The organism is Stenotrophomonas sp. GbtcB23 (assembly GCF_019091045.1).
Classification (GTDB): domain Bacteria; phylum Pseudomonadota; class Gammaproteobacteria; order Xanthomonadales; family Xanthomonadaceae; genus Stenotrophomonas; species Stenotrophomonas rhizophila_A.
This window is the reverse complement of record NZ_JAGXKC010000161.1, coordinates 1-614: the sequence shown is the minus strand read 5'-3', so window position 1 is coordinate 614 and position 614 is coordinate 1. Positions and strand designations below refer to the sequence as shown.

Sequence of the window (614 nt, the reverse complement as noted above, 5' to 3'; positions counted from 1 at the left end):
AGCAGCATCAGTGGCATCGCGGATCGGCTGGATGGGATTCACCACAACCTCGATGTCCCCATCGAAGCGCTTGTAGTGACCTTTAAGAATGGCCTCCAGCGCCACCTGATCCGTAATGCCTTCGGTGACCAGCGCAAACCTGAGTTCGATGTCGTCCATGATCAGAAGTTCTTCGGCAGTCCGCCCAGTTATCCGTTGATGAAGGCGTTTGAGAGCTTCACGTCCGCGGCGCTGCCATCCTTCTGCTTGATGCGACGAATCTCGGTCTCGCCCTCATCTCCACCGGAGATCACGAACAGGCGCTGCTCGTCATCGTCGAGAGTGACGCCATCGCGCGGCGCGGGATTGTGTGTCGCTAGGATGACTTGCTTCTCATTACTGCTTGCGAGCTTGACCATCTCCCTAACCAAATGCGCACACAGCTTGGGATTAAGTGAAGCGTCCACGTTGTCAATTGCGAAAAAGCGGGGCGTCAGGTCGGTCGAGAACAGACAAAAGTAGAACAGAAGGAAAAGAAACCCCTCGTTGGCACTGATCTGATCAAGGCTGCCTGCATGCTCGCAAAGGGACTTGTCCTTGATCTCGATTTTGCTGCCCAGAATGGAGGTTGAATC

The 614-nt window shown here is 54.7% G+C and carries 1 protein-coding gene; it reads right to left on the bottom strand.

Features of this window, described 5'->3' with window-relative positions:
• Positions 1–188: 188 nt before the first annotated feature.
• The coding region (locus KVS69_RS18595) for an AAA family ATPase (RefSeq protein ID WP_217539460.1) at positions 189–614 on the bottom strand (426 nt) is incomplete at its 5' end.